We start from the raw sequence: 24,115 nt of genomic DNA, 5'->3' as shown, positions 1-24,115 counted from the left end.
CACCCCTCCCAAGAGCAGGTTTCTCCGTGATATCCACCGCTATTCGCGTCGCCCGGGTGGGCAGCGCGGCCGAGCTGGCCGCGGCGGTCCTCATGGTGGCGGGCTTCCCCGCCCTCATGCTGGCCGCGCTCGTCCCGAGCGTTCCCGCCTTCGCGGCAGCGGCCGCCGTGACGTACCTGGCGGACCACTATCTGCACCGCAAGGGCAGTTACCTGATCAACCGCCTCGGCAAGGTCCGGGCCGGCCTGTCGATCCGCTTCCTGATCCGGCAGCTGCTGCTCGTCCTGCTGCTGGCCCGGCTGTCCCTCGCGGACAACCTGATCTACTACGGGGCGATCGCCTGCTTCATCGCCTTCTACGGCCTGCAGGCCCCGCACGGCGCGCTGGTCCAGCTGATCCGCAACCGCCGCCGCATGCCGGTCGCCACCCGCAACGTCGACCTGGCCTCCCGCATCCGCATCCCGGACGCCCCGCCGCGCAAGCTGCTGCACCGCTCCGCCGAGAAGATGCTCCACCTGGACCTCGCCGCCGTCGTCGGCGTCCTGCTCGCCGCCCAGGTGAAGTCGGCCCTGATCGGCTTCATCGGCATCGGCATCACGGTGGCCCTGGCCACCCTGTACGTCCTGGCGCTCGTGCCGTTCGTGCGCGGCCGGAGGATCCCGCCGAGGGCCGAACAGGTCCTGGCCGCGGTCGACGACTGGCTGGGCGAGTACAAGCCGGAGACGGTCCTGTACTTCTCCGGTTCGAAGGACTCCGCCTACCAGGTCAACATGTGGCTCGACACCATGGAGAAGCTGGAGTCCAAGCCGCTGATCATCCTGCGTGAGCGGGCCATCCTGAACAACATGGCGCCCACCACGGTCCCCGTCATCTGCGTGCCCGGAGGGGTGCACCTGATGAACATGGACCTGTCCACGGTGCGCGTCGCGCTCTACGCGGCCAACGTCGGCAAGAACATCCACATGCTGCGCGTGCCCACCATCAAGCACGTCTTCATCGGCCACGGCGACAGCGACAAGCTCGCCAGCGTCAACCCGTACAGCAAGGTCTACGACGAGGTGTGGACGGCCGGCCGCGCGGGCCGCGACCGCTACGCCATCGCCGACGTCGGTGTCCGCGACGACGACATCGTCGAGGTCGGCCGCCCGCAGCTCGCCCCGATCCAGACCTGGCAGGGCGTGCCCGAGGGGCGCATCCCCACGGTCCTGTACGCCCCCACCTGGGAGGGCTGGGACGGCAACCCCGGCAACACCTCGGTCGTGCTGGCGGGCGAGAACATCGTGCGGCAGCTGGTGCAGGCCGACCCGCCGGTCCGCGTCCTGTACAAGCCGCACCCCTTCACCGGCAACGTCAGCAAGGAGGCCGGCGCCGCGCACCGGCGGATCACCGCCCTGGTGCAGAAGGCCGCCGCCGAGCGCGCCATCGACAGCCGGTTCATCCCCGACACCGCCGCCCAGGCGCAGGCCAAGGCCGAGCTGGACCGGATCCAGGCCCGGCTCGCGCAGCTGTCCGGCTCCGGCGGCGACCGTGGCGACGAGGCCGTGGCCACCCGTGACGGGCTGGTGGACGTCGCCCGGCACGAGGAGGTCGCCCGGCTGCGCGCCGAGTGGAACGACGCCTACTGGCGGTCCTTCCCGTCCTGGGAGCACCGGGTCATCACCGGTGCCGAGCCGCGGCTGTACGACTGCTTCAACGTCTCCGACGCGATGGTCTCCGACATCTCCAGCGTGGTCTCCGACTTCATCGCGAGCGGCAAGCCGTACGCGGTCACCGACTCCGCCGGGGTGGGCGTCGAGGAGTTCAAGCGGAACAACACGGCGGTGCGTGCCGCGGTGATCCTGTCCAACAGCGCGGACGAGCTGGGCGAGCTGCTCGGCGCGGTCCGCGCCCCGGACGCCGACCCGCTGGCCGAGGACCGCAAGGAGCTCAAGCAGTACCTGCTGGGCCCGGACGAGCCGACCTCGCTGGAGCAGTTCAACACCGCCGTCGCGAACCTCGCCCTCAAGGCCGAGACGCGCAACCTCGGCCAGCAGTCACGGGACGCTGCCGCCCTCGCGGAGAGCGAGGCCGAGCTGGCGAACGCCGTGCCCGGGCAGCGCGTGCCCGCCGCCGGTGACACGGACGGTGTCGGTACGGCCTGAACGGCCGCCGCCGACTGAAGAGTTCGGCCCCGAGGAGAACTCCTCGGGGCCGAACTCTTTCTCGTTCCCGCGGCCTGTCGGCTCACTGTGTGACGTGTCCCACTAACACCCGTGTGCGAGGCAACCGCTTGCCTCGATCACCCGTCTATCAAGTAGCGAATGAGGCGATACGGGGGGAATATCCCATTGACTAGGGGGAAACGTGACCGTGACGCAGCCTGATGTGAGTGTGATCATCGGGGCGTACGAAGCGATGCCGTATCTGATCGAGTGCCTCTCGTCCGTCGAGGCGCAGACCATCGATCCGACACGCGTCGAGGTCATCGCGGTGGACGACGGTTCGACGGACGGCACAGGGGAGTACCTGGAGGAGTTCGCCGAGCGTGCTCCCATGCACGTGCTGGTGATCCGGCAGGAGAACTCCGGCGGCCCCAGCGGGCCGCGCAACGTGGGCCTGGGGAAGGCCACCGGGCGTTACGTGTTCTTCCTCGACGCCGACGACCGGCTGGGTCCCGAGGCGCTGGAGCGGATGGTCGGCATGGCCGACCGGGCGGGCACGGACGTGGTGCTCGGCAAGGTCGAGGGCGTCAACCGCTCGGCGCCGAAGTCCATGTGGGGCAGGACGGTGGAGCGGACGGACGTCTTCTCCTCCAACATCAAGTTCACGCTCAGCGCGCAGAAGCTGTTCCGCCGCGAACTGCTCGACCGGCACGGCATGCGCTTCGACGAGTCGCTGTTCACCGGCGAGGACGCGCTGTTCACCATGGAGGCGTACCTGCGGGCGGACGGCGTCTCCGTGGTCGCCGACCACACCTGCTACTACCTGGTGGGCCGCGACGACGGCAAGCACGTGACCAAGAGCGGCAGTTACACGCTGCGCTTCGACTCCGCGCGGGCCCTGATGGAGCTCATCGCCGAGCTCGTCCCCGCGGGCGGCCGGCGTGACCAGCTGATGGTCCGGCCCTTCCTCGTCACGCTGCTGCCGCAGTTCGGGCCCAAGTACCTGACGGACAGCGAGGAGATACGCCGGCACAAGTTCGAGCTCGCCAAGCCGCTGATGGACACCTACTGGACCGAGGGCGTCGCCCAGCGCCTCAAGGTCCACGAGCGGCTGCGGCTGCACCTGGTCGCCGAGCAGCGGCCCGAACTGCTCCTGGACGTCGTGAAGTTCGTCAAGAACAAGAAGCAGGCGGCGGCCCTCCTGGAGAGGAAGGGCCGCCGGGTGTACCTGGCCTACCCGCACTTCCGGGACCGTGCGGCCGGAGTCCCCGACTCGGTCTACCTCGCCGAGCCCCGGGAGGCCCGCGCCTTCCCGGGGTACCGCGAGGGCGGCGTCGACACGTTCATGCGCCGGGCGGTACGCAAGGCCCGCCGGGTGCTGACGTCCCGGGAGGTACGGCACGCGGCGTGACCGGCACGGGGGTGTGCGGCGCCGCTCAGCGCTGTGCGGTCGGGACCTCGGCTCCGGTGCGCTGTCCGGGCACCGCGGCCAGCCGCTCCGTCACCCGTGCCCGGTGGTCCCGGGCCTCCGCGCTCAGCGCACGGACGGCCTCGTTGAAGCGCTCCTGCGACGTCGGCTCCGCCGGGCCCAGCAGACGCAGTTTCAACTCGGCACGCGCCTCGGCCAGTTCGTCGCGCTCCGGGTGGCGGACCGTCTCCAGCAGGTCCGGCACCCCGGCGGCGTCCGGCGTCAGCACCGTCGCCGCCACCACGGTCGGGAACGCCGTACGGAAGGCCTCCTCGGACAGCCCGCTGGTGTTGGCCACCGCGTACGGCTTCTCGCTCGCCAGGAAGTCGCTGATCACGCTCGACACATCGCTGATCAGCAGGTCGGCCACGTTGAAGCAGGAGTACAGCGCGGGCCGGGCGTCCGTGACGATCTGGTGCTCACCCGCCGGCAGCGAGGCCCAGTACGCCTCCTCCCACGCGGCCGTCGCCCGTGCCACCGCCTCCGCGCGGCCCGGCTCCGGCGCCGACTGCACCAGCATCCGCTCCACGGTGTCGGCCCCGGAGCGGAAGACCGACGTCGTGAGCCGGTCCAGCTCGGCGGTGCGGCGGGCGAGTTCCGCGCCGTCGGAAGGGCGCGTCTCCCGCTCCCGGTTGGCCGCCCGGATCAGCTCCCGGATCCGCAGATCGGCCGCACCCGCGCGCGGGTCCACCGAACCCGTCAGCGGATGCGGCTTGTACAGCAGCCGCACCCCCGGGTCCGCGAGCAGCGCCCGCACCAGATTCTCCCCGGCCGCGATCACCGACGTGTTGCCGGGGTTGCCGTCCCAGCCCTCCCAGGTCGGCGCGTACAGCACGGTCGTCCAGGGCCCGGTCGGCGGTCCGGCGTAGGGCAGCACGCCGTCCAGCTGCGGGCGGCCCGTCTCCACCACGTCCTTGTCCTCGACCCCCACCTCGGCCAGTGCGTACCGCTCACGCGCGGCGGGCCCGGCCACCCACACCTCGTCGTACGCCTTCGCGTACGGGTTGCACGAGGACAGCTTGTCGCTCTCGCCGTGGTTGACGAAGGTGTGCCGGATGGTGGGGATGCGCAGCACCTGGGAGGTCTTGCCGGAGTTCGACGGGTGGATGAGGACCTGGAGCGTGGAGTGTTCCAGGCGCATCAGCGTCGACACCTTCGGCAGGCAGACGATCGGGATGTCCGTCGCCGCGATCTTCTGCACCATGAACCGCTCGCGCAGGATGATGACCGGCCTGCCCTCGAGACCGGCGAGCGGCTCCAGCCACATGTTCGCCTGGTAGGCCGAGGCGGCGCCGCCGGAGAAGTACAGGCCGGCGGTCGGCCGGTACGCGGCCAGCCATGCGTCGAACCACTCGAGCACCTCCTGCTCGTCCGCCGGACGGCGGCCCGGGAGCAGCCGGAGGAGCAGCGCGCCGAGGCCGGTCAGTCCGAGGACGAGGGAGAGCGCGATGCCCGCCGCCGCGTACACCGGACGGTCGCCCGGCGTGCCGGCCAGCAGCCCGGCCGTCGCCGGCAGGCCGAACACCAGCAGCCGCTGGCCGGGGCGGCGCAGCAGCACGGACGGGGCCGGGGACAGCCGCAGCGCCGAGGCGTCGATGTTCCGGGTCACCACCGGCAGGGTGCGGGTGCGCCGCACCAGCACGGAGACCGCCTGGATCGCGCAGTGCAGGGCGTAGCAGACGAGCAGCCCGGCCACCAGCGGCGCGTACACCGTCTCCCGGTCCTGCTCGCCCAGCCGCAGCAGGGCCACGACCAGCAGCAGGTCCCGGACGACCTGGCGCACGATGGTGTCCGCGTGCGCCTTGGCGAACAGCGACAGCACCCCGCGTTGCCACTTGTACAGGACGCCTTCGGTGGCCAGGGAGACGGTCGTCGCGGCGATCAGCAGCGGGACGTCGGGCAGCAGCGCCGCGACCGCCTGTGCGGCGAACGCGGCGGCCATGACGACGGTGACCAGCCCCTTGAGGAGGGCCTGCTGACGGGGGAGAGGTACGGGCACTGCGGTCACTCCAGGAGCGTCGGGTCGGCGCAGGTCGGCCGTCCGGGTTAACGCGCGGCGGCCTCCCGACGACACGCGCGTGTCGCCGGGGTGTGGGAGCCGGGGGCCGTAAGGCGTGTCGTCGGACGGTAGCGGAAGATCCTGTTCCTGTCGTGGGGTGGGCCCGGAAGAGGCGGAAGGTCGGTTTCCGGCCATGGGCGGGGCCGCGCCGAGGGATGGATGACCCGCTCCCTTTCAGGTTGTCGAGGGAGACGGCGGGGCGGCTTCCAGTCATGGGTGGGACCGCGCCGACGGAAGAGACGGGCGGCTGCGCTCCCGTGAGGCGGACGGCGCCGTCCGTAGCGTGGACCGGCGCCGCGCCGGGTCCGGCCGTCCCGTAGATTTCCTGGTGAGGGAGCGAATCGACGCGAGGGGACGGACGGCGACGTGGCAGGGGCAAGGCAGGCCGTGGGCGAAGCCCGCAGGATCGTCGTCAAAGTCGGGTCCTCCTCGCTGACCACCGCCTCGGGCGGCCTGGACGCGGACCGCGTGGACGCGCTGGTCGACGTCCTCGCCAAGGTCCGCAGCGGCGGGGAGCGCGAGATCGTCCTGGTCTCGTCGGGTGCCATCGCCGCCGGCCTCGCCCCGCTCGGACTGCGCCGCCGCCCCAAGGACCTCGCCCGGCAGCAGGCCGCCGCCAGCGTCGGCCAGGGCCTGCTGGTCGCCCGCTACACCGCCTCCTTCGCCCGCTACGGCGTCCGCGTCGGGCAGGTCCTGCTGACCTCCGACGACATGAGCCGCCGCTCGCACCACCGCAACGCCTCGCGCACCCTCGACAAGCTGCTCGCGATGGGCGCCTTCCCGATCGTCAACGAGAACGACACCGTCGCCACGGACGAGATCCGCTTCGGCGACAACGACCGCCTCGCCGCCCTGGTCGCCCACCTCGTCCACGCCGACCTGCTGGTCCTGCTGTCCGACGTGGACGGCGTCTACGACGGGGACCCCGCCAAGCCCGGCACCTCCCGCATCGGCGAGGTGCGCGACCCCTCCGACCTCGCGGACGTCGAGATCGGCAGCGCGGGCAAGGCCGGCGTCGGCACCGGCGGCATGGTCACCAAGGTCGAGGCCGCCCGGATCGCGGCCGCCGCCGGCGTCCCCGTCGTCCTCACCAGCGCCATCCACGCCGCCGACGCCCTGACCGGCCAGGACACCGGCACCTTCTTCCACCCCACCGGCAAGCGCTCCGCCGACCGGCTGCTGTGGCTCCAGCACGCCTCCACCCCGCAGGGCGCGCTGACCCTGGACGACGGTGCCGTGCAGGCCGTAGTGGACCGCCGCAAGTCGCTGCTGCCGGCCGGTATCGCCGCCGTCGAGGGTGACTTCAGCGCCGGCGACCCGGTCGAGCTGCGGGACGGCACGGGGCACGCGGTGGCCCGGGGGCTCGTCAACTTCGACGCCAAGGAGATCCCCCGGCTGATCGGCCGCTCCACCCGGGAACTGGCCCGCGAACTCGGACCCGCGTACGAACGCGAGGTCGTACACAGGGACGACCTGGTGCTCCTGCATCCCTAATGTGTCGAAACGTCCGCCCCCGGTGGTGGACGTTCCGCAAAACCGCCACGCGATCCCTTGCGGCCTGCTCAACTTTGTCTCGGGGAACTGTTCCGCAGCAGCGCCACGTGCAGAAGGAGGCCGTCGTGCGACGAGTGCGCCCTGGGACTCAGGCGTCCCGCGGTGGTGCCGGCTCCCGCGCGGCCGGTGAGGAACGCGCCCTGACCAGCGTGGCGGCCGGGGACCGGTTCGAGGGCGAGGAACCCGTGGACACCCCACGCCTGTGGCACGTCACCCTCAGCGTCTCCGGCACGGAGGCCCCGCTCCCCGAGGTCCGGCGCGCCCTGGAACAGCTCGCCCACGACCACCCCTTCTTCCTGACCAGCCGGTACGCGGTCGACCACGCGGAGATCCGCTACTGGGAGGAGGCCCGCGACCTGCACGACGCGGCAGCCGTCGCCCTGCGCCTGTGGGGCGAGCACCGGCAGACCGCCGGGCTGCCCCCCTGGGAGATCGTCGGCCTGGAGGTCATCGACCGCGCGACCTACCACCAGCGCATCGCCGAGGGGTACGGTCCGCCGCCGGCGTCCCCGGTCGGCGTCCACCCGTTTTGACCCGTTCCACGAAGTGTCTCGCGCTGTGGAACGAACGATGAACCGAGCCGCCCGGCGCACTACCCTTCCCTCATGACCACGCTCTCTCCGTACGACTCCATGTCCCCGGTCACCGAGGCCGCCTACCGCGCCAAGGCCGCAGCCGCGACCCTCGCGCCACTGCCCCGGGCCGAGAAGGACGACGCGCTGCTCGCCATCGCGGACGCGCTGGAGGTCCGTGCGAGCGAGATCGTCGAGGCCAACGCCGAGGACGTCGCCAGGGCCCGCGAGGCCGGCATCAGCGAGGGCATGATCGACCGGCTCACGCTCACCCCCGAGCGGATCCGCGCCATCGCCTCCGACGTGCGCGACGTGGCCGCGCTGCCCGACCCGGTCGGCGAGGTCGTGCGCGGCTCCACGCTGCCCAACGGCATCGATCTGCGCCAGGTCCGCGTGCCGCTCGGTGTCGTCGGCATCATCTACGAGGGCCGGCCGAACGTCACCGTCGACGCCGCCGCCCTCTGCCTGAAGTCCGGCAACGCGGTCCTGCTGCGCGGCTCCTCCTCGGCGTACCGGTCCAACACCGCCCTCGTGCGCGTCCTGCGCGACGCCGTCGGCGGGGCCGGGCTGCCCGCCGACGCCGTCCAGCTCGTCCCCGGCGAGAGCCGTGACAGCGTGCGCGAGCTGATGCGCGCCCGCGGCCTGGTCGACGTGCTCATCCCGCGCGGCGGCGCCTCCCTGATCAACACGGTCGTCCAGGAGTCCGTCGTCCCGGTCATCGAGACCGGCACCGGCAACTGCCACGTCTACGTCGACGCCCAGGCCGACCTCGACATGGCCGTCGAGATCCTGATCAACTCCAAGGCCCATCGGGTCGGCGTCTGCAACGCCGCCGAGACCCTCCTGGTCCACCAGGACATCGCCGCGGAGTTCCTGCCCCGCGCCCTGGACGCCCTCGCGGAGGCCGGGGTCACCGTGCACGCCGACGAGCGCGTGCAGGCTCACGCCAAGGACTCCAAGGCCACCGTCGTCGAGGCGACGGCCGAGGACTGGGAGACCGAGTACCTGTCGTACGACATCGCCGCGGCCGTCGTGGACTCCCTGGACAAGGCCGTCGAGCACATCCGGCTGTGGACCTCCGGCCACACCGAGGCCATCGTCACGACCTCCCAGCAGGCCGCCCGCCGCTTCACCCAGCTGGTCGACTCCACCACCGTCGCCGTGAACGCCTCCACCCGCTTCACCGACGGCGGCCAGTTCGGCTTCGGCGCCGAGATCGGCATCTCCACCCAGAAGCTGCACTCCCGAGGCCCCATGGGCCTGCCGGAGCTGACCAGCACGAAGTACATCGTCACCGGGGACGGGCACGTACGGCGCTGAGCCGCTCTCGCCGTGGGTACGGGCATGCGCACCCTCGCATGCCCGTGCAGGCGTCACCCGGGTGGCGCAGATGCGTGCGGGAGGAGTGCCGGGCGGCGTGCGCCCTCCGGCGCCCCGTGGAAGCCGTCTCGACCTGCGGATGAATTTCCATACCGTCTGCCCAAAATGACCCCCCAGGTCTACTCTGGATCCGTGCCGGAGGACGTGGGGGGCACGCCGTTTCCGGACGGCCGGGAGCCCGACGACGACCACGACCGCGGGGTGTCGGACGAAGAGTTCGCCTCCGTGGTCTTCGACGAGGCCTTCGTACGCGCGGCCGTGGTGCACGAGCCGAGCGCGGTGGAGCGCCTCCTGGCCGCCGCGCAGGCGAGAGCCGAGGCCTCCGAGGCCGAGGCGCGCCGCGCCCACACCAGAGGCGAGCGCTACGACGACGGGTACGGCCCGGACCGGCGGGGCGTGTTCGGTCAAGATCCCGGCTCCGGCGAGATCGACGACCCCGACATCCTCGAGGACCACTACGGCGGGACCGGGCCCTACAGCAAACAGGTGCGCTGGCACCGCCCCGTCGCCTGGCTGCTCGCCCTCGTGATGGGCATCGGCATGGTCGCCCTGGCCTTCACGGCGGTCTACCGGGGTGCGTCCTCCAACCGCGAGGAGCCCGCGCCGCCGCCCGCCTCGACCGGGCTGGAACAGGGCAGCGCGGTGGCCCCCTCGGCTTCCGCCGAGTACTCCCCGCCGGCCGTCTCGGTGATCCCCCACGGCCCCTGACCGGAACCCGCCCATCGTGGTGAGAACCTGTCAGAACTTGTGGAGCAGCCGGGCGTTTACCCGAGCTTCCGGCGACCTACCCTGAAGATATGGGCGGGCCTGGAAACCCACCTGAGGGGACTCCGGAGGGCGCCCCCGGAGGTGGAGAGGACGAGTACCGATCCGTCGTGTTCGACGAGTCGTTCGTCCGCGCTGCCCGCCTCCAGGAGTTCTCCGCGCACGAGCGCATCGCCGACCACGCCCCCGCCGTCCGACGCCGCCGGCCGCTGCGCCGGGGCCTGTCCCGGCAGGCCCTGGTCCTCGTCCTGCTGATCGCCATCGCCTTCGGCACCGCGATCTACATGGGCGTACGGCACCCCTACCAGACCCCCGCCGCCCAGGAGCCGGTAGAGCCCCTGCGGATGACCGTCATCCCGCTCGCCCCCGAGGGCAAGGTGCCCGGCACGGCGGATCCGGCCTATCTGTACGAGCACAGCCCCGCCGCACAGTTCCGGACCGGCGCGGAGGGGGTGCCCCTGCCCGCTTCGCGGCGCACCGCGCACTTCTCGGACAGCCAGGTCGTGAGCGCCCTGACCACCGCCAAGGACTACATCGTCCGCTCGGCCCTGGACCCCGAGGTCCTCACGGGCGGTGAGGTCCGCGCCGTCCGCGTGCTGCTCGACCCCGATCAACTGGACCAGTTCGACCAGAGCTTCACCCGCCCCACCGCCGACGGACGCCACGCGCCCACCGGCTGGCTGGTGCGCTTCGACCCCTCACGCGCCGAGCTCGCCGACCGGAGGGTCCGGGTCCAGGGCACGCTGCAGGCCGCCGAGGCCGACGCGTCGACGCTGGAGGTCACCGCCGACCACACGTTCGTGTACGCGCTGCGGGCGGCCGGGTCCGGCTCCGGCTCCGGCGAAAAGGACGAGGTGTCCCTGTTCACGCTCCGGCGCGAGCTGCACTTCCGCTTCGACCGCGACGACCTGCGGCTGCACCAGGCCCAGCTTCTGGTCTCCTACGTCCAGGCCGGCCCTCTCTCCTGCGCCGAGGACTCCACGAACCACCTCCGGCCCCTCCTGGCCGGCCAGACGGCCAAGGAGGGCGGCCCCGCGGGCACCGACCCCTATGCCACGGGCGGCGCGACGGCCCTGTGCGGCTCCCTGGCGACGAGCGCGCAGCCGAAGGTGTGAGGGGCCCCAGCCGGGCTAGGGCCTGTCGTTTGGATCATGCCGGCGTCGCGGGGCGTGGCACGCACATCTGCCGCGTTGTCGTCGGTTGTCAACTCCCCCACGCGCGGCTGCGCTCGCGCGGGAGGGACCCCCATCGCGTTGACGCCCTCCTCCGCCTTGCATCTGCACGCACCACGCCCCGCTCGGGTCGGCCGAGAGGCGCTGTCACTCCCGGCCGACCTGATCCAAACGACAGGCCCTAGCGCTCGTCCCGCGGCGGCTGGTCGTCCCCCGATGAGTCCGACGGGCCCGATGTGTCCGTCCCAGGCCCCTGAGGCGGTTTCGGGGGCGCGGCCGTGAAGCCGCCGAAGCCACGACGGACCCGGTCACCAAGGTCGCCGGCGCCGCCCGCGAGGTCCGTGACCAGCTTCATCAGCGGGTCCTTGGAGCTCTTCACATGGGAGGTGTAGTGGTTCGCCGAATCCCGCCAGGAGTCCCGCACCGAGGTGTCCTTGTCCTCGTCACGCCGCGCGTAGTGGCCGTCCATGATCCGCTGGAAGTCCCGCGACTCCGCCCACTTCTTCAGCTCGGCCGCCCGCACGGTGGTGAAGGGGTGGGAGCGGGGCAGCACGTTCAGGATCTTCAGCACGGAGTCGCGCAGGTCGCCCCCGGCCTCGTACTCCTCGGCCTGGGCCAGGAACGCGTCCACGTTCATCTCGTGCAGGTGGTTGCCGCCCGCGATCTTCATCAGGCCCCGCATGGACGCCTGGAGGTCCTGCCCGACCAGCAGCCCCGCACGGTCCGCGGACAGCTCCGACTTGCGGAACCACTCCCGCAGACCGGTCACGATCGCCATGATCGCGAGATTGCCCAGGGGGATCCAGGCGACCCGGACGGCGAGGCTCGTCAGGAACAGCAGGATCGTCCGGTAGACGGAGTGCCCGGACAGCGCGTGCCCCACCTCGTGCCCGACGACCGCCCGCATCTCCTCCTCGTCCAGCAGCTCGACGAGACCGGTCGTGACGACGATGATCGGCTCGTCCAGGCCGATGCACATCGCGTTCGGCTGCGGGTCCTGGTTCACGTACATCGGCGGGACCTTCTCCAGGTCCAGGATGTAGCAGGCGTCTCGCAGCATCACGTTCAAGTGGGCGAACTGCTGGTCCGAGACGCGCACCGAGTCGGACAGGAACAGCAGCCGCAGACTGCGCTCGGGCAGCAGGCCGCTGAGTGCCTTGAACACCGTGTCGAAACCGCTCAGCTTGCGCAGTGCCACCAGGGCGGAACGGTCGGCCGGGTGCTCGTACGTACGTGAGGAGATCCCGGGGAAGCGCCTGCGCTGCCTGCTCGGCACGCGCTCGTGCCCCTGGTGCTCATGGCCGTCGGACATGTCTTCCCCCATGCGTCTGGTGTGACCTTTGCGGCCCCTTGTGCGGCCTTTTGCTTCCCCGAGGCAGAGCCCAGCCTAGGCGGAGTTACGGTGGTCGGGCAGTACAGCGAAGGAGACCACCGCCATGGAGCACCACCCCCCGACCGCCTGGCTCGCCGAGGCCGCGAGCGCCGCCGAGGGGGAGGGGCCGGGGTTGCTGCGGATCGTGCTGATCGTGATGATCCTGGGCTGTGCGCTGACCGCGTGGTTCCTGCTGCGTGGCTACAGACGGAAGGACGACTGAGGCCACACGAAGGTTCCCCGCCGGGCCCCGGGACCGGCCCGGGCGGCGGCACGCGTGACCGCCCGCGGCACGAACAAGCGGAGTCGGGGTGATCGCGGAAGGGGCGCCCGCTTACGATGAGCCGACGTCTTTAACCCGCCCACACGCGATAGGTCCTGCCGAAGATGAGCTTCCACAGCACCGCTGCCCAGTTGGTCACCCTCGCCGCCGAGGGCGAGGAGCACGGCGGAAACCACGAGAGCCTCAGCCCCTACCTCACCGGCGGCGCCGCACTCTTCATCCTGCTGCTCCTGCTGTGGATCACCACCCGCTTCAACCGCGACCGCTGAGACCGGCGGGGCATCCCGCCGAGGATGCCCGGGGGACCACGGGGGCGGCCGGAGCCCTCAGGCAGGGCCGGTAGGGTCTGCACGCATGGGAGAGCAGGACATGCCTACCGGTCCGGCGAACGAGACGCCGTACGACCCGGCACAGGAGACGGCGAGCGGCACCGAGCGACACTCGGAGCCCCGCCGTGCCTCCGCGACGGCCCCCCGCACCGACGGAACCGGAGAGGGTCCTTCACGGTCGCGCAAGCGCCGGCTCGGCGTCATGGGCGGCACTTTCGACCCGATCCACCACGGGCACCTGGTGGCGGCCAGCGAGGTCGCCGCGGCGTTCCACCTCGACGAGGTGGTCTTCGTCCCGACCGGCCAGCCATGGCAGAAGACCCACCGCAGCGTCTCCCCGGCCGAGGACCGCTACCTGATGACGGTCATCGCGACCGCCGAGAACCCGCAGTTCTCCGTCAGCCGCATCGACATCGACCGCGGCGGCCCCACCTATACCGTGGACACCCTGCGCGACCTGCGCGCGCTCAACCCCGACACGGATCTGTTCTTCATCACCGGCGCCGACGCGCTCGCCCAGATCCTCACCTGGCGGGACAGCGAGGAACTGTTCTCCCTGGCGCACTTCATCGGGGCCACCCGGCCGGGCCACCACCTGGACGACTCCGGGCTCCCGGAGGGCGGCGTCTCACTGGTGGAGGTTCCCGCCCTGGCCATCTCCTCCACCGACTGCCGCGCGAGAGTCGCCAAGGGTGACCCGATCTGGTACCTGGTGCCGGACGGTGTCGTGCGCTATATCGACAAGCGCGAGCTGTACCGCGGCGAGTGAGCCGAGAGGGGCACCGGTGAACGACCGATACGACGCGGGGGCCGCGGACCACGGCGCCGACCAGTACGAGCTCGTCGGCTACGACGAGTACGGCCGGCCGGTCTACCGGCAGGTCCAGACCCAGCAGCAGACGTACGACCCGTACGCCCAGCAGCACCAGCAGGGCTACGGCTACGACCCGTACGCGCAAGCGGCACAGCAGCCCCCGTCGCCGTACGGTTACGGCACGGCCGAGCCCGCCTCCGACTACGGCTCCTACGATCCGTACGGCACCGCCCCGCAGCAGGGCGGTCCCGCGCAGGGCGCCCCGCACGACCCCTACGGCCAGGCCACCGCCGCCGGTGCCACAGGCCGGCAGCCCCGCGTCGCGGAACAGCCTGCCCAGCAGACCGCCCACATCCCGCAGCAGGCCGGCCCGGCCTACGACCAGCAGGCTCCCGACGAGCCGCAACGGGAGTACCACACCGAGCAGTTCGCCTTCGTCGAGGAACCGGACGCCAACTCCGAAGACGTCATCGACTGGCTCAAGTTCACCGAGAACCGCACCGAACGCCGCGAGGAGGCCCGGCGCCGGGCCCGCAGCCGGATCGTCGCCCTGACGGTCGTCCTCGCGCTCGTCGCGGCCGGCGGCGTCGGCTGGCTCTGGTACGCGGGCAAGCTGCCCGGCCTGTCCTCCGAGGACTCCAAGGCGGGCACGGCCACGGCCGCGGGCGCCCAGAAGCGTGACGTGATCGTCGTCCACCTGCACGACACCAAGGGCGGCGGCACATCCACGGCCCTGCTCGTCGACAACACCACCACCCAGCGGGGCGCCACCGTCCTGCTGCCCAACTCCCTCGCCCTGACCAGCGACGACGGCACCACGACGACGCTCGCCAAGTCGGTCGAGGACGACGGCTCCGACGGCACCCGCGACGCGCTCGACACGGTCCTCGGCACCGACATCGAGGGCACCTGGCGCCTGGACACCCCCTACCTGCAGAACCTCGTCGACCTGATCGGCAACATCGACGTCGACACCGACGCCGACGTCCCCGACCCGGCCGCGAAGAAGAAGGGCGAGGCCCCCTTGGTGAACAAGGGCCAGGACCAGACCCTCAGCGGCAAGATGGCGGTCGCCTACGCCACCTACCGTGCTCCCGGCGAGGCCCAGAACGCCCAGCTGGAGCGTTTCGGGCAGGTCATGCAGGGCGTCCTGCGCAAGATGTCCTCCGACCCGCAGGCAGCCACGACCACCATCCAGACCCTGGCGCAGATCCTGGACCCGTCCCTGACCGACAAGGACCTCGGCACCTTCCTCGCCGGGCTCTCCGACCTCGCCAAGGGCGGCGACGTCAAGACCGACCTGCTGCCCGTCCAGAACGACGGCACGCTCAGCGCCCGGGCGAGTGCGGGCATCGTCAAGAACGTCCTCGGCGGCACCGCCAAGAGCCCCGACAAGGACGCCGCCGTCAGCGTCTCCGTCCAGAACGCCACCGGCGTCAAGGACAACACCGAGAAGGCCCGCGTCGTGCTCCTCAACGGCGGCTTCACCTTCCTGGAGAGCGGCACCGGCACCGCCCGGGCCACCTCCGAGGTCGTGTACGCCGACGCCGCCGACAAGGCGAACGCCGCCGAGGTCGCCAAGACCCTGGGCCTGCCCGCGGGCTCCGTCACCAAGGGCAAGATCTCCGCGAGCGCCGACGTCTCCGTGGTCCTCGGCCAGGACTACAAGCCGTCGGCCGGCTAGGCGGCGGGCGCGCGCTCCCCATGTGATCCCCGTTATCGCGTGGGGGGCCCGCGGCGGTCCGTGAGACCCTTGGGTGTCAAGTGTCCGCCGACCGAAAGCCTTGCAGTGACCGTGACCGACCGCTCTCACGAGCTGATCAACACCGCCGCCCAGGCGGCCGCCGACAAGCTGGCCCACGACATCGTCGCCTACGACGTCAGTGACGTGCTGTCCATCACGGACGCCTTCCTGCTTGCCTCCGCGCCCAACGACCGCCAGGTCAAGGCGATCGTCGACGCGATCGAGGAGCGCCTCTCGAAGGAACTCGACGCGAAGCCGGTGCGCCGCGAGGGCGACCGCGAGGCCCGCTGGGTGCTGCTGGACTACGTCGACATCGTCGTCCACGTCCAGCACAGCGAGGAGCGCGTCTTCTACGCCCTGGAGCGGCTGTGGAAGGACTGCCCCGAGCTCGACCTGCCCGAGGAGGCCAAGGCCACCCGTGGCAAGGCCGAGGAGCACGCCAAGCTGCGGGCGGCCGAGGAGGAGGCGGAACTGGACGGTGACTGGCGGTGACCGTGACCTCCTCCCGTGAGGCGTCCGCCGGGAAGGGCCGTGGCCGTCGCATCATCCTCTGGCGGCACGGCCAGACCTCGTGGAACGTGGAGCGCCGGTTCCAGGGCAGCACGGACGTCGAGCTGACCGAGACCGGCGTCGCCCAGGCGCGCCGCGCCGCCCGGCTGCTCGTCTCCCTCAAGCCGGACGCCATGGTCGCCTCCGACCTGCGGCGCGCAGCGGCCACGGCCGCCGAGCTCGCCACGCTCACCGGCCTCGACGTCACCCATGACGAGGGGCTGCGGGAGACCTACGCGGGCGTCTGGCAGGGCCTGACGCACGAGGAGATCATCGCCCGGCACGGCGAGGAGTACGCCGCGTGGAAGCGCGGCGAGCCGGTGCGCCGGGGTGGCGGCGAACTGGAGACCGAGGTCGCCGACCGGGCGGCCCCGGTGGTGCTGCGGCACGCCGAGAAGCTCCCCGAGGACGGCACGCTCGTCGTGGTCAGCCACGGCGGCACGATCCGCACCACCATCGGCCGCCTGCTGGGTCTCGACCCCCGTAACTGGGAGAGCCTCGGCGGACTCTCCAACTGCTGCTGGTCCGTGCTGGGCGAAGGCGCCCGCGGCTGGCGCCTGCTGGAGCACAACGCCGGCACCCTGCCGGAGCCGGTGCTCGGCGACGACGACTGACCCCCGGATTTCACTTTCCGGCAGGTCGCAGGCTAAAGTTCTTCTTGTTCGCCCCGCAGGCCGGGGAGAGCACAAGGGGCTATAGCTCAGTTGGTAGAGCGCCTGCATGGCATGCAGGAGGTCAGGAGTTCAATTCTCCTTAGCTCCACGTCAAGATCCCGTTCCCGGTGTGGGGGCGGGATTTTTCGTGCTCCGGCTTGAGTCACTCGGGCTCGCTGAGGCGTATACCTCTACGGCCCCGCCGGGTGGCGTGTCCGGACTGGTACTGAGGCGTCGCTGACCGTATTGGTCCGGCCGTGGCAGAATCAAACGGCCGGAAGGGGGCGCGGCCCGACGGGAGGAGTAGCGATGCCTGCGAGCATCCTCGAGGAGGTCGACCACCTCCTCGAAGCAGCGTTCACACGGGACATGTCCACCCGACTCAGCTGCCCTTCCTGCGGTTCCGGGCACGTGGCCCAGATGCTCGGCGACAACGGCGGGATTTCCTACGTGTGCACGGCCTGCGGCCACAGCTGGAGCTGATCGATGGGTGCACACAGGCGGAAGTGCGACTGGTGCGGCAGCGGGACTCCGATCGTCCGCGACATGGAGCCGATCAATCCCGACTACCAGTACTGGTGCGAGGAATGCGCGCGGGCGCTGATCATAAAAGGCGACCCGATCGAGACGTACCGCGAGTTGGAGGGCGAGCCGATCTACGGCCGGCTGCTGGAGGAGCACTGCACGCTCAAGCGGTTCTATTCGTTCGTCACGGCCTGACGTTCGAAGTCTCGGGAGCGGCAAAACGGTCATATCGGGCAAGGTGAAACCGATTTGGTGTTGGACCCGCAGGACCAGTAATGTTGGCGTCGCCGCCGGGGAAACCGGGCGGAGCGCAACAAGGGGCTATAGCTCAGTTGGTAGAGCGCCTGCATGGCATGCAGGAGGTCAGGAGTTCAATTCTCCTTAGCTCCACAGCAGATGAGAAGGCGGGTCATCCGATCGGATGACCCGCCTTCTTGTCGTGCTTGCCGTGCCTGTGCGTACGGCGGGCTCCCCTGGAGGGAGGCCCGCCGGTGTGTGCCTTCAGCGGCCGAGAGCGCGGCGGCCGCGGCCCTGGGAGAGGACCGGGAGGTTGCGGGACGGCGCGCCCGGTGCGCCCGACTCCTCGAGGCGCAGCGCCAGCGCCGGACAGCGGCGCACCGCGCGTAGAGCCTTGGCCTCGGCGTACCGCGGTACCTGCGCCTGCGCCACGGTCGGGAAGCCGTCGGCGCCCAGTTGGAACACCTCCGGCAGGATGTCCGCGCACAGGCCGTGGCCCCGGCACAGCGTCCAGTCGACGTAGATCTTCTGGCGGCTCGGGCCGTTCTCCTCGGACTCGCCGCCGCCCGGGATGCCCGTCGGGGCCCTGCCGCCCTCGAAGAGCGGCAGAACGCCCTCCACGGGCCGTCCGCAGCCGTTGCCGAGGACATGGGCGGCCAGGTCGTCGGTGAAGGCCTTGATGGTCGACTCGATGAACATCGCGGAGCCGTCCGGGTGCGAGCACGCGCCGCGCCGCTTCACGTTCTTGGCGACCTGCTTGAGGGCCTCCAGGGCGGCGGGGCCGCCGCCGTTGAGGATGTCCTCCAGGCCGCGCGCGGCGGCGGGCAGACCGAGGTAGCAGGGGCCGCACTGGCCCGCGCTCTCCTCGGCCAGCCACTGCGCCACCCGCAGTGACTCGCCCAGCGGGCAGGTGTCCTGAGTGATCGGCAGAATCGCGCCGGCGCCGAGCGCGCCGCCCACCGCGTCAAGGGAGTTGCGGGAGACGACCGCCTCGTTGACCGTCGCCGCGTCGATCCACTTGCCGTGGTAGCCGCCGGTGAGCACGCCCTGCGGTACCGGCGGCGCGCCGGCGAGCTGCAGGACGTAGCGCAGCGGCACGCCCGTCGGGACCTCGATCACCATGGGGCGGGCGACCGCGCCGGAGACCGTGAGCATGACGGTGCCCGGCTCGTCGTACAGGCCGGTGTTGCCGTAGCGCTCGGGGCCGATGCGGGCGGCGATCGCGAGCTGGGCGAAGGTCTCGGCGTTGGACAGCAGGGTGGGTGCGCCGCCGACGCCGTTCTGCGAGGCGCTGACCTTGCGGCCGGGCGGGATGGCCGGCCCGCCGTCGATCGAGCGGATCAGTGACGCGGCGGCACCGGTGACCATGCGGACCGGGTTGCGCTGGACGCGCGCGCGCAGCGCCGAGCGGCGGCCGTTGTTGAGGCCGCGTTCGGCGAGCGCGGCCTCCATGGAGCGCTGGGTCGACTCACGGGTGACCCCCACCACGAGCGTGCGGGCACCCAGGGCCTCGGCGCACAGCAGGGCGCCGTCCAGGATCAGATGCGGGGCACGGTTGATCAGCACCGTGTCCTTGCGGCAGGCCGGCTCGTCCTCGCTGCCGTTCACGACGACGACCGGCCGGACGCCGCGCTTGATCGCCGCTTCGGCGACCGAGCGCAGCTTCTTGTGGAAGGGGAAGCCCGCGCCGCCGCGGCCCTTCAGGTTGATGCGTTCGGCGAGCTGCGCGAGCTGCTCACCGCCCATCGGCTCGAGCGGCCCGTGCACCTTGAGGTGCATGGGCAGATCGAGCCGATCGACAAGGTCGAAGCCCGACGTGAGCTGGGGAAGACCGACCACGCGGACTTCGGGTACGTCGGGCAGGGCCTCGTTCACTTAAAGCCTCCGGAAGGCGTGTTCCAAGGTTCGCCCGATCCCGGTGCGTCGAAGTCGTAGGACGCACCGGGATTTGTGTCATTGGCGGGACCGCTGTTGTACGTGTCGTTCGGGTAGTACGTGTCGAAGGCGGCGTTCGTCTCACCCGTGTCGTACACGTCACTCGATCCGTAACCGGCGGTGCCTGGATTGCCGTAGGCCGGAATGCTTTGTCCGGTGTCCTGGAGGGGGTCGTAGGGCGGGATGTTGAAGCCCGTGTCCTGGAGCGGGTCGTAGGCGGACGGCGGTGCCTCGCCGACTGGGGGCGGGGACGGGATCGGCCAGTTGCCCGAGGTGCTGGAGGGGCCGTCCACGGTCGGGATGGCCTCCGTGGGCTGCAGGTCCAGCGGCAGCTGCATGCTGGTGGTCGGCCCGGGCGCGAAGGCCTGGCGGCCCTGGGGAGGGCCCGAGACGGCCCGGTAGGCCGCGGCGAAGCCGTTCGCCGGCTCCTTGGCCGCGGGGCGTTCCGCCGTCTCGTACAGCGGCCCCGACGGGGACGCGGCGCCGCGCGCGGGCGTGCCCCTGCCCTCCCGGTCGGGGAGCGCGAAGCCGCCCGCCCGGGCCCGGCTCTCCTCCAGGTCCCTGCGGCCCTGACCCTCGCCGGGGCCGATCATCGAGGCGATCTTGTCGGCGACCTGGCGCTTGACCTGGCGCGGAGCCGCGCGCAGGGCGAGCGCTCCGGCCACGCCGGCCAGGGACAGGCAGTACAGGATGACGAAGATCGGCTTGGCCGAGCGACCCGCGTAGAGGCCGTGGACAAGGGCGGCGCACCAGGCCGGGTAGGCCAGCATGTGCATGGCCCGCCAGCGGGCCGCGACGGGCGCGGGGGACGCGAAGCGGTTGCGCAGCACGCCGGTGATGCCCACGAAGATCATGAGCATGCCCGCCAGGGTGCCCAGGCCGATCAGGAACGCCCTGCCTCCGACCAGCTCCTCGTCGGTGAACACCAGCCCGAAGGGGATCACCGCGGCGATCCACGAGGTGTGGGACAGCGCCAGCTTCACGCCGATGTGCACCAGCAGGAAGACGATCGAGGCGACGGCCGTGGTCCGGTGCACGGCCTGCGCCAGGATGCGGCGCCGCGCGTCGAGGAGGACCCGGTCCTGGGCGACCAGGCCCCAGATCACCGAGCACGTCAGACACACGAGGGACAGCACGCCCGCACCGAAGTTGAGGAACTCGGCGAACGAGTCGTCTGCCGTGGAGTCGTACGGGTTCACGACAAGCCTCCCCACGTCCCGGCGACCGGGTGTAGGGAGGTGTTACTGCGATGAGGGTTCATGGGGGCAACTCCGAGCGGTTCGGGAAAGCAGCGGTCCCGCTGCCGAACTCTAAGCGGAGTCATACCGATCAGTACGAGGTTTGAGTTATTGCGTTGTTATCAAAGGACAATACGGCTGTAGTGATGTCCCTTAGCGGCTGTTACGCGAAGTAACTATTGACCATGGTTCAGCTTTTATGGCGCGGGACGGCCCTCGAAAGCGCGTCGCGGCGCGCTGAGGGCCTGCGGTACCCTAGCGCCATGCGTGCCGTACGCCTTCTGCTTAGCGGGCCGCGCTGATCAGTCCCGGCCACCGGAGAAGTCGAGTGGCCGGCATCGGCGCGGCGTCCCCTCCTGTGTGAGGGGATTTTTCGTTTCTCGAACCAGACAGCCGCAGGCAGAGACGATCGATGGAGCTTTGAGGATCATGAGCGAGACGAACCCCGCCGCCACCTCCGAGGTGGCGGCGCCGCACCGCTACACGGCCGCCATGGCTGCCGAGATCGAGGCACGCTGGCAGGACTTCTGGGACGCCGACGGCACCTACGCCGCGCCCAACCCCATGGGTGACCTGGCCGGTGACCGGGAGATCGTCGCCCGCCCCAAGAAGTTCATCATGGACATGTTCCCGTATCCCTCCGGCGCGGGCCTGCACGTCGGCCACCCCCTGGGCTACATCGCCACGGACGTGTTCGCGCGCTTCCAGCGGATGACCGGCCACAACGTCCTGCACACCCTGGGCTTCGACGCCTTCGGCCTGCCCGCCGAGCAGTACGCGGTGCAGACCGGCACGCACCCGCGCGTGTCCACCGAGGCCAACATGGAGAACATGAAGTCCCAGCTGCGCCGGCTGGGCCTGGGCCACGACAAGCGCCGGTCGTTCGCCACGATCGACCCGGACTACTACAAGTGGACCCAGTGGATCTTCCTGCAGATCTTCAACTCCTGGTACGACCACGACGCCCGCCGGGCCCGCCCGATCGCCGAGCTGGTCGCCGACTTCGAGTCCGGTGAGCGGCCCGTACCGGGGCACACGCGCGCGTGGAGCGAGCTGAGCGCCGCCGAGAAGGCCGACGTCCTGGGCGAGTTCCGGCTGGCCTACGCCTCCGACGCGCCGGTCAACTGGTGCCCCGGGCTGGGCACCGTGCTGGCCAACGAGGAGGTCACCGCCGAGGGCCGCTCCGAGCGCGGCAACTTCCCGGTCTTCAAGGCCAAGCTGCGCCAGTGGAACATGCGCATCACGGCCTACGCGGACCGGCTGCTGGAGGACCTGGACGCGCTGGACTGGCCCGAGGCCATCAAGCTGCAGCAGCGCAACTGGATCGGCCGCAGCGAGGGTGCCCGCGTCGACTTCCCCATCGACGGCGAGCGCATCACGGTCTTCACCACCCGCCCCGACACCCTGTTCGGCGCCACCTACATGGTGCTGGCGCCCGAGCACCCGCTGGTGGAGAAGTTCACCCCGGCCGCCTGGCCGGAGGGCACCCACGAGGTCTGGACCGGCGGCCACGCGACGCCCGGTGAGGCCGTCGCCGCCTACCGCGCCCAGGCCGCCTCCAAGTCCGACGTGGAGCGCCAGGCCGAGGCCAAGGACAAGACCGGCGTCTTCATCGGCGCGTACGCCACCAACCCGGTCAACGGCGAGCAGGTCCCGGTCTTCATCGCCGACTACGTCCTGATGGGCTACGGCACCGGCGCGATCATGGCCGTCCCGGCCGGCGACCAGCGCGACTTCGAGTTCGCGCGCGCCTTCGAGCTGCCGATCCACTGCATCGTCGAGCCGACCGACGGCCGCGGCACGGACACCTCGACCTGGGAGAACGCCTTCGCGTCGTACGACGCGAAGATCATCAACTCCTCGAACGACGAGGTCAGCCTGGACGGCCTGGGCGTCGTCGAGGCCAAGGCGCGCATCACCGAGTGGCTGGAGCGGTCCGGCGTCGGCGAGGGCACCGTCAACTTCCGGCTGCGCGACTGGCTGTTCAGCCGCCAGCGCTACTGGGGCGAGCCCTTCCCGATCGTCTACGACGAGGACGGCATCGCCCACGCGCTGCCCGAGTCGATGCTGCCCCTGGAGCTGCCCGAGGTCGAGGACTACTCGCCGCGCACCTTCGACCCGGACGACGCCGACACCCAGCCCGAGACGCCGCTGTCGCGCAACGAGGACTGGGTGAACGTCACCCTGGACCTGGGCGACGGCCGCGGCCCGCGCGCGTACCGGCGCGAGACCAACACCATGCCCAACTGGGCCGGTTCCTGCTGGTACGAGCTGCGTTACCTGGACCCGCACAACTCCGAGAAGCTGGTCGACCCCGAGATCGAGCAGTACTGGATGGGCCCGCGCGAGGGCCAGCCGCACGGCGGTGTCGACCTGTACGTCGGCGGCGCCGAGCACGCCGTGCTGCACCTGCTGTACGCGCGCTTCTGGTCCAAGGTCCTGTACGACCTGGGACACGTCTCGTCCGCCGAGCCGTTCCACAAGCTGTTCAACCAGGGCATGATCCAGGCCTACGTGTACCGCGACAGCCGTGGCATCGCGGTGCCGGCCGCCGAGGTGGAGGAGCGGGACGGCGCCTACTGGTACCAGGGCGAGAAGGTCTCCCGGCTGCTGGGCAAGATGGGCAAGTCCCTGAAGAACGCGGTCACTCCGGACGAGATCTGCGCCGAGTACGGAGCCGACACGCTGCGCCTGTACGAGATGGCCATGGGCCCGCTGGACGTCTCCCGTCCCTGGGACACGCGCGCGGTGGTCGGCCAGTTCCGGCTGCTGCAGCGGCTGTGGCGCAACATCGTCGACGAGGCCACCGGCGAGGTGACCGTCGTCGACGCCGAGCCCGACGAAGAGACGCTGCGCGCCCTGCACAAGGCGATCGACGGGGTCAGCGGCGACCTGGAGGGCATGCGGTTCAACACCGCCATCGCCAAGGTCACCGAGCTGAACAACCACCTGACCAAGGCGGGCGGCGCCGTGCCGCGCTCGGTCGCCGAGCCGCTGGTGCTGATGGTGGCGCCGCTGGCCCCGCACATCGCCGAGGAGCTGTGGCGCAGGCTGGGGCACACCGACTCGGTGGTGCACCGGGACTTCCCGGTGGCCGACCCGGCGTACGTCGTCGACGAGACCGTGACCTGTGTCGTGCAGATCAAGGGCAAGGTCAAGGCGCGACTGGAGGTCGCGCCGTCGATCTCCGACGAGGAGCTGGAGAAGGTCGCGCTGGCGGACGAGAAGGTCGTCGCCGCGCTGGGCGGCGCCGGGATCCGGAAGGTGATCGTGCGCGCGCCGAAGCTGGTGAACATCGTTCCGGCCTAGCCGCCAGGACGTACGG

20 protein-coding genes and 2 tRNA genes are annotated in these 24,115 nt (G+C 71.0%); 18 read left to right on the top strand and 4 right to left on the bottom strand.

All coding sequences use genetic code 11. The features are described 5' to 3' along the window. Positions 1-26 precede the first annotated feature (26 nt). Complete coding sequence (locus ACFY5B_RS03725) at positions 27-2,141, top strand: hypothetical protein (RefSeq protein WP_389963984.1); 2,115 nt, start codon at positions 27-29, stop codon at positions 2,139-2,141. A 202-nt stretch (positions 2,142-2,343) separates the two neighbouring features. Further along, positions 2,344-3,552 carry a glycosyltransferase family 2 protein gene (locus tag ACFY5B_RS03720; RefSeq protein WP_389963981.1) on the top strand — a complete coding sequence of 403 codons (1,209 nt, stop codon included), beginning with the start codon at positions 2,344-2,346 and terminating at the stop codon, positions 3,550-3,552. A 25-nt stretch (positions 3,553-3,577) separates the two neighbouring features. Here the strand turns inward: ACFY5B_RS03720 and ACFY5B_RS03715 are convergent, their stop codons facing one another. Continuing rightward, on the bottom strand, positions 3,578-5,551 hold the full coding sequence (locus ACFY5B_RS03715; protein WP_389965128.1) for a hypothetical protein: 1,974 nt from the start codon (positions 5,549-5,551) through the stop codon (positions 3,578-3,580). A gap of 504 nt (positions 5,552-6,055) precedes the next feature. Between ACFY5B_RS03715 and proB the strand changes: the two genes are divergently transcribed. The 5 genes from proB (at position 6,056) to ACFY5B_RS03690 (ending at position 11,054) form a co-directional block, all read left to right on the top strand. Next, entirely contained in the window at positions 6,056-7,162 is a 1,107-nt protein-coding gene (proB, locus tag ACFY5B_RS03710; RefSeq protein WP_389965125.1) for a glutamate 5-kinase, read from the top strand. A gap of 125 nt (positions 7,163-7,287) precedes the next feature. Further along, entirely contained in the window at positions 7,288-7,755 is a 468-nt protein-coding gene (locus ACFY5B_RS03705) for a hypothetical protein (protein ID WP_389963978.1), read from the top strand. A 72-nt stretch (positions 7,756-7,827) separates the two neighbouring features. Then, on the top strand, positions 7,828-9,114 hold the full coding sequence (locus ACFY5B_RS03700; protein ID WP_389963975.1) for a glutamate-5-semialdehyde dehydrogenase: 1,287 nt from the start codon (positions 7,828-7,830) through the stop codon (positions 9,112-9,114). Between the two features lie 165 nt (positions 9,115-9,279). Beyond that, positions 9,280-9,882, top strand: a complete 603-nt coding sequence (locus ACFY5B_RS03695) for a hypothetical protein (RefSeq protein WP_389963972.1) — start codon at positions 9,280-9,282, stop codon at positions 9,880-9,882. A gap of 89 nt (positions 9,883-9,971) precedes the next feature. After that, the gene (locus ACFY5B_RS03690; RefSeq protein WP_389963969.1) at positions 9,972-11,054 is read left to right on the top strand and encodes a hypothetical protein; all 1,083 of its coding nucleotides are present in this window, start codon (positions 9,972-9,974) and stop codon (positions 11,052-11,054) included. A 238-nt stretch (positions 11,055-11,292) separates the two neighbouring features. Here ACFY5B_RS03690 and ACFY5B_RS03685 read toward each other — a convergent pair whose 3' ends face one another. Continuing rightward, a complete protein-coding gene (locus ACFY5B_RS03685; protein WP_389963966.1) occupies positions 11,293-12,423 on the bottom strand; it encodes a M48 family metallopeptidase in 1,131 nt (376 codons plus the stop codon). A 124-nt stretch (positions 12,424-12,547) separates the two neighbouring features. On the opposite strand from ACFY5B_RS03685, the gene ACFY5B_RS03680 reads away from it, so the two are divergent. The 10 genes from ACFY5B_RS03680 to ACFY5B_RS03635 all read left to right on the top strand — a co-directional run bounded on the left by ACFY5B_RS03680 (position 12,548) and on the right by ACFY5B_RS03635 (position 17,770). Continuing rightward, positions 12,548-12,706, top strand: a complete 159-nt coding sequence (locus ACFY5B_RS03680) for a hypothetical protein (RefSeq protein WP_389963963.1) — start codon at positions 12,548-12,550, stop codon at positions 12,704-12,706. A gap of 164 nt (positions 12,707-12,870) precedes the next feature. Continuing rightward, complete coding sequence (locus tag ACFY5B_RS03675; RefSeq protein ID WP_094057638.1) at positions 12,871-13,035, top strand: hypothetical protein; 165 nt, start codon at positions 12,871-12,873, stop codon at positions 13,033-13,035. Between the two features lie 85 nt (positions 13,036-13,120). Next, positions 13,121-13,864 (top strand): nicotinate-nucleotide adenylyltransferase, encoded by a 744-nt coding sequence (gene nadD / locus ACFY5B_RS03670; RefSeq protein ID WP_389963958.1) that lies wholly within the window; start codon positions 13,121-13,123, stop codon positions 13,862-13,864. Between the two features lie 16 nt (positions 13,865-13,880). Continuing rightward, positions 13,881-15,593, top strand: a complete 1,713-nt coding sequence (locus tag ACFY5B_RS03665) for a LytR C-terminal domain-containing protein (protein WP_389963955.1) — start codon at positions 13,881-13,883, stop codon at positions 15,591-15,593. A gap of 105 nt (positions 15,594-15,698) precedes the next feature. Further along, the gene (gene rsfS, locus ACFY5B_RS03660; protein WP_053669099.1) at positions 15,699-16,145 is read left to right on the top strand and encodes a ribosome silencing factor; all 447 of its coding nucleotides are present in this window, start codon (positions 15,699-15,701) and stop codon (positions 16,143-16,145) included. 2 nt (positions 16,146-16,147) lie between these two features. Beyond that, positions 16,148-16,816 (top strand): histidine phosphatase family protein, encoded by a 669-nt coding sequence (locus tag ACFY5B_RS03655; RefSeq protein ID WP_389965122.1) that lies wholly within the window; start codon positions 16,148-16,150, stop codon positions 16,814-16,816. A gap of 75 nt (positions 16,817-16,891) precedes the next feature. Next, positions 16,892-16,964 (top strand) — tRNA-Ala (locus ACFY5B_RS03650). 200 nt (positions 16,965-17,164) lie between these two features. Beyond that, the gene (locus ACFY5B_RS03645; RefSeq protein ID WP_344453471.1) at positions 17,165-17,338 is read left to right on the top strand and encodes a hypothetical protein; all 174 of its coding nucleotides are present in this window, start codon (positions 17,165-17,167) and stop codon (positions 17,336-17,338) included. 3 nt (positions 17,339-17,341) lie between these two features. After that, positions 17,342-17,575: a hypothetical protein gene (locus ACFY5B_RS03640; protein ID WP_006136074.1), complete on the top strand. Its 234-nt coding sequence runs from the start codon at positions 17,342-17,344 to the stop codon at positions 17,573-17,575. Between the two features lie 122 nt (positions 17,576-17,697). Next, positions 17,698-17,770: transfer RNA gene (locus ACFY5B_RS03635), tRNA-Ala, on the top strand. Between the two features lie 111 nt (positions 17,771-17,881). Here the strand turns inward: ACFY5B_RS03635 and ACFY5B_RS03630 are convergent. Further along, positions 17,882-19,492: an NADH-ubiquinone oxidoreductase-F iron-sulfur binding region domain-containing protein gene (locus ACFY5B_RS03630; protein WP_389963950.1), complete on the bottom strand. Its 1,611-nt coding sequence runs from the start codon at positions 19,490-19,492 to the stop codon at positions 17,882-17,884. Next, positions 19,489-20,751 (bottom strand): cytochrome b/b6 domain-containing protein, encoded by a 1,263-nt coding sequence (locus tag ACFY5B_RS03625; RefSeq protein WP_389963947.1) that lies wholly within the window; start codon positions 20,749-20,751, stop codon positions 19,489-19,491. The genes ACFY5B_RS03630 and ACFY5B_RS03625 overlap by 4 nt, the downstream gene beginning before the upstream one ends. Before the next feature lie 468 nt (positions 20,752-21,219). On the opposite strand from ACFY5B_RS03625, the gene leuS reads away from it, so the two are divergent. Further along, on the top strand, positions 21,220-24,099 hold the full coding sequence (gene leuS / locus ACFY5B_RS03620) for a leucine--tRNA ligase (RefSeq protein WP_389963944.1): 2,880 nt from the start codon (positions 21,220-21,222) through the stop codon (positions 24,097-24,099). The last annotated feature ends 16 nt before the right edge of the window (positions 24,100-24,115 follow it).

This window comes from Streptomyces sp. NPDC013187, from assembly GCF_042899705.1.
Classification (GTDB): domain Bacteria; phylum Actinomycetota; class Actinomycetes; order Streptomycetales; family Streptomycetaceae; genus Streptomyces; species Streptomyces hawaiiensis_A.
The sequence above is the reverse complement of the archived record's forward strand: the minus strand, read 5'-3'. Positions and strand labels throughout refer to the sequence as shown.